General features: G+C 54.5%; 5 protein-coding genes and 1 pseudogene. 4 read left to right on the top strand and 2 right to left on the bottom strand.

The annotated features are described in order from the left end of the window. Both ACP5J3_RS11620 and ACP5J3_RS11615 read right to left on the bottom strand, forming a co-directional pair. A pseudogene (locus ACP5J3_RS11620) lies at nt 1–423 on the bottom strand (hypothetical protein); the annotation flags it as partial. A 37-nt stretch (nt 424–460) separates the two neighbouring features. After that, nucleotides 461–883, bottom strand: coding sequence for a bis(5'-nucleosyl)-tetraphosphatase (locus ACP5J3_RS11615; RefSeq protein WP_428495838.1), 423 nt, complete (start codon nt 881–883; stop codon nt 461–463). Nucleotides 884–924: 41 nt separating this feature from the next. On the opposite strand from ACP5J3_RS11615, the gene ACP5J3_RS11610 reads away from it, so the two are divergent. Genes ACP5J3_RS11610 through ACP5J3_RS11595 form a run of 4 tightly spaced genes read left to right on the top strand, consistent with a single transcriptional unit; the run spans nt 925 to nt 3,251 of the window. Further along, on the top strand, nt 925–1,914 hold the full coding sequence (locus ACP5J3_RS11610; protein WP_428495837.1) for a hypothetical protein: 990 nt from the start codon (nt 925–927) through the stop codon (nt 1,912–1,914). Further along, complete coding sequence (locus ACP5J3_RS11605) at nt 1,895–2,206, top strand: hypothetical protein (RefSeq protein WP_428495836.1); 312 nt, start codon at nt 1,895–1,897, stop codon at nt 2,204–2,206. The genes ACP5J3_RS11610 and ACP5J3_RS11605 overlap by 20 nt, the downstream gene beginning before the upstream one ends. Nucleotides 2,207–2,250: 44 nt before the next feature. Next, a complete protein-coding gene (locus ACP5J3_RS11600; RefSeq protein ID WP_428495835.1) occupies nt 2,251–2,976 on the top strand; it encodes a TrmB family transcriptional regulator in 726 nt (241 codons plus the stop codon). Next, entirely contained in the window at nt 2,958–3,251 is a 294-nt protein-coding gene (locus ACP5J3_RS11595; protein ID WP_428495834.1) for an archaellum operon transcriptional activator EarA family protein, read from the top strand. The genes ACP5J3_RS11600 and ACP5J3_RS11595 overlap by 19 nt, the downstream gene beginning before the upstream one ends. Nucleotides 3,252–4,116 lie beyond the last annotated feature (865 nt).

The following is a 4,116-nucleotide window of genomic DNA, read 5'->3' as shown; positions in this document are numbered from 1 at the left end:
GTGCTCGAGGCCTCTCCCTAGGGCCTCCCTGATGTCCATCAGAGCCGACTGAACCCACTTAAACCTCTGATCCTCCAACTTCTCGTGCTCAGCCCAGCGCCTCTCGTTCTCCTCTAGGAATTTTCTCCAAGTCTCGTACCACTCTTGCCACCTCCTCTCGTTTTCTTGCCACCTTTTTTCATTCTCCTCCTGGAATTTGCGCCATGTTTCGTGCCATACCTGCCACCTTTTTTCGTTTTCCTGGAGGAATTTCTGCCACGTCTTGTACCAGCGCCTCCACCTCCTCTCGGAGTCTCGGCGGAGGTCTCTAAGCTCTCTCAGCACCTCCCCAAGCCCGACGGCCCCAGCCACAGCCAGCCTAAACTCCTCATCCTCCTCAAGAGCCCTCAAAAACCTCCGCTTCTCCTCGGGGGTGAGGCCCACGTTTTATATTCTGTAATTGTTTATAAACATGTGGCGGCTATCTGCGCTGGAGCTCGGCTAGTTTTTTGTGGGCCTTGGCGAGTACCTGTTTGGTGGTTTGGTAGGTGGCTCTGGCGAGGGCTTGGCTGAAGGGGAGCCAGGCGTAGCCTTTGTGCTCCCAGCTGAGCCTAACCTCCTTGGTGGGGGCCCTGGCGAGGAAGTAAATCACCTTTTTCCTCACCCGCCGCCCGGCCTTGACGTACCAGTACTCCACCTCCTCTCTGAAGCCGGGGATGAGCTCCGCCTCTATCCCCGTCTCCTCTCTTATCTCCCGGAGGGCCGCCTCCTCCGGCGACTCGCCGGGCTCGACGTTGCCCTTTGGGAAGTCCCAGTGGCCCGCTGGGTAGAGCAGGAGGAGGTACTCCAACCCGTCCCCCTCGTAGTATACCACTGCCCCGGCGGACACCTCGTCGTAGCTCACGGCCCAGCGCAACAACTTAAAATAAAAACTCTTTCCGGCGTGTGGAGGTGCACGTCCGCAACCTAGGCCCGCTTAAAGAGGCCGCCGTCAAGCTCAGCCCCGTGACTCTGTTCATCGGCGTAAACAGGTCGGGGAAGAGCATCCTCGCCAACGCAATCTCGGCGGTGACCACGGCGTTTGCGGAGGCCCAGTGGGAATACGCCAAGCGGCATGCGGATAAGAGGCTGGGCAGATACGTAGAGCTTAGGAGCTTGGCCCAGCTTTTTAACGAAAAATTTCAAGAGGAGGTTTTCGCCATACCGGTTAGGAGGGGGGAGAGGGAGGCCGCTATCTCTGTCAGATATGGCGACGCGTCGCTTATAGTTACCGTTGACAATGTGGCTAACTTCTCTGCGAAGGGCGACATGTTTGAGAAGGCTGAGAAGACAACTCTAGACACGTTGCGCGTGTCCACCCGCGGAGATTTTGACTACACGCCGTACATGTATTCCTGGAGGACGCTGGGAAGGTGCGAAAGGATTTATCCCGAGGCGTTGCGGTGGATTGCCAAGACTTTCGACATCGTCTTGGTGGGCGACGCGGTTTACGAGGGGGGCAACGCCTACAGGCACCTATCCTCTATGGTGGAGTCTCTTGTAAATTTGGGGAGGCTGGGGGGTTGCCGGAATTTGGTGCTGGAGGAGCCCGAGGCTCATCTCCACGACGACGCCGTGTTTGAACTGGCTAAGTTTATCTACGGACAGGCGTCGGGGGGCCGCGGCTTTCTGGTGACGACCCACAGCGACTTGCTCGCGGCGTGGGTGGCGGCTCTGGCGGCCCACCCGAATCCCGGCGAGCTGGGGGTGGAGCTGGCTGGCGGGAGGCCTGAGGTGAGGATTTACCGCTTCAGGCTCAGGGCGATCGGCGACGCCTACGTGGAGGAGGTTGACTTGTCTGGGGGCGAGGTAGATATGGACGAGCTCCAGCTAAGGGTGATGGAGGAGCTGAGCAGGGCCCTCGCGCGGATTAAAAATGCACTGCGCACCGCTTGATAAAAACCACGAGATAGAGGGGGTTAGGGGCGGCGAAGACGGGCCTATATGCGACGCCGTGTGCGGCTGCGTGGCTGTTGAGTGCAAGTCGGCGCTTGGCATAGACGGAGACATCGCCGCCCAGATGAAGGCGTGTCTGAAGCGCATGGACTGCCCCGGGAAGAAGGCGGCTTTCTGCTTCAAGCGGATGAGGATGCCCGGGCTTTACGTGTTGCAGTACTACAGGTCTGAGCTGGGCGCCGAGGTGTTGCTGAACCCCCGGGAGATATGCGCCGCGGCCCGCTGTGGCTAGTTCGGCAAGGGAAAAAATTTATATAGATCAGCTGATTCTCTTATGTGTCGGATCAGCTGATAAGGGAGATTGTGAGGCTGGCTGTCGAGGAGCACCACACGTATAGGTCAACTATTCGGTGGCTCACCTCCAGGCTGGGGGCCCCCTACGCCGCCGTCCGCCGCGCTGTGTACAGGCTGGAGGAGGAGGGGGTGGTGAGGGTGCTGAGGCTCCGCAACGAGTACGTGGTGAAGATGAGAGACATGGAGCGGGCCTACGAGCTCGGCTACCTGGACAAGGCCTACCTCACGTACGGCGCCGGCTTCGTGGCCCCCCTCACGGCGTATAAAGACGGCTTCTACCTAAGCGACGAGGCCTACATCACCCTCCCCTTTAAGATTAGGCGACACGAGGCGCTGGACAGGCTACTGGAGCTGGAGGAGAAGTCGAGGGCGGCCATGGAGGACGCGCTTGCGTTTATAGGCGAGTGGCCCCGCTTTACCCTGCTGTTCTACCGCACGGCCCTGCAGCCGGCTGACGAGTGGTATGTGGAGTGGGTGAGGCGGGAGGGGCTTGAGCCGGGGAGGTGGGCTCCGCCAGCCTACGGCTTCCTCGCCTTTTTGATATACGTGGTTAGGAGGCTGACGGGCGCCGACTGGAAGAGCGCCTACTGCACCGCCCTGAGGCTCATCGCCGAGTACGTAAAGGAGACCCGCGCCGGGCCGAGCCCCACGGAGGAATTCGTAGACAAAGTCCTCGCCGAGATGTCGAGATGGCCCTGTACAGAATAGCCAAGGCTTTTAGGAGGAGTAGAGTAAGATTTGAGATCTTCAAACTGCTGTGCCAGGCGAGGGAGCCGATGTACCCCATGATGATAGCTAGGTTGCTGGGAACGAGCTACGACAACGTACTCGGGGCGTTGCGGGGCGGGCGGGGGTACCGACGGGAGGAGTCCCTAGTGGCGCTCGGTCTCGTTAAAGAAATTACATGGGGCAGGCAGAAGTTATATCAAGCAGATGAAGAACACTGTAGATATATCGAAGAAGTTGAAAATAGACTGCTATAATACTTTTGTTTTTCTAAGGAAAACACTTTGATCCTCACCGAAACCTCCTAACGCCCCCCGCGTGTATTGGACTAGTCGCCACCATCAGCATACCAGCGTGTCGTGCTTCTCTAAAGCTTGTAAAAAACGAAGGCGGGCATTGCACTAGCTATAGGTATACGTACAATAGTACCTACTATATTAGATAGGCTATCTCTATTAAAAAATTGCGGATGTATGTGCATGTGAATGAAATAGGAATGATTTGCCGTGTTCTAGGTGCTTGGCCGTATTCTAGAGATTGGGTGGTGTTTCATCCACGTCCCCTATCATTTACTGAAATCGCAGGGGATGGTTTGGCCAAGTTGAGATTTTACATAATTTTGAAACAATATGAAATTTTATATTGGGATAAACCTAGAAAAATTAAGAAAAACGTGCAATTTGAGTATGAAGCACCAGTTCTTTAGGTTATTAAATCTTAATATATATTATCTAAAACAATTCCCACTATATGGATATTCATTTTACATAGTATATATTTTGTGGGTGCTTAATATAATTTTTGAGAATTACATCCTTGGCCTTTTAATAAACAGCGCTACGGCTTTAGATTTTGTGGCTGTGGTTTTTTACTCAATTTTATTTGTTGGCTTAATTTTTTCAGTTAATACTCTAAATTTTTTAACAGAATATTTATCAGATTTATATAAGAAGAGCATTGAACTAGATATCGTCGAGAGAATTGCGAAGAGTAATATTAGCAACGCCGGTCAGAATCGTGGTGAGGTGATTTCGCGAATAAGCGCAGATGTGGAAAATGCGGTAGGCGCTATCGTCGCGCCCATGTGGCTTATCTTCGTCGTGGGGCGCATTGTTGCCACCT

The organism is Pyrobaculum sp., from assembly GCF_049971835.1.
Classification (GTDB): domain Archaea; phylum Thermoproteota; class Thermoprotei; order Thermoproteales; family Thermoproteaceae; genus Pyrobaculum.
This window is presented reverse-complemented; position numbering and strand designations above follow the sequence as displayed.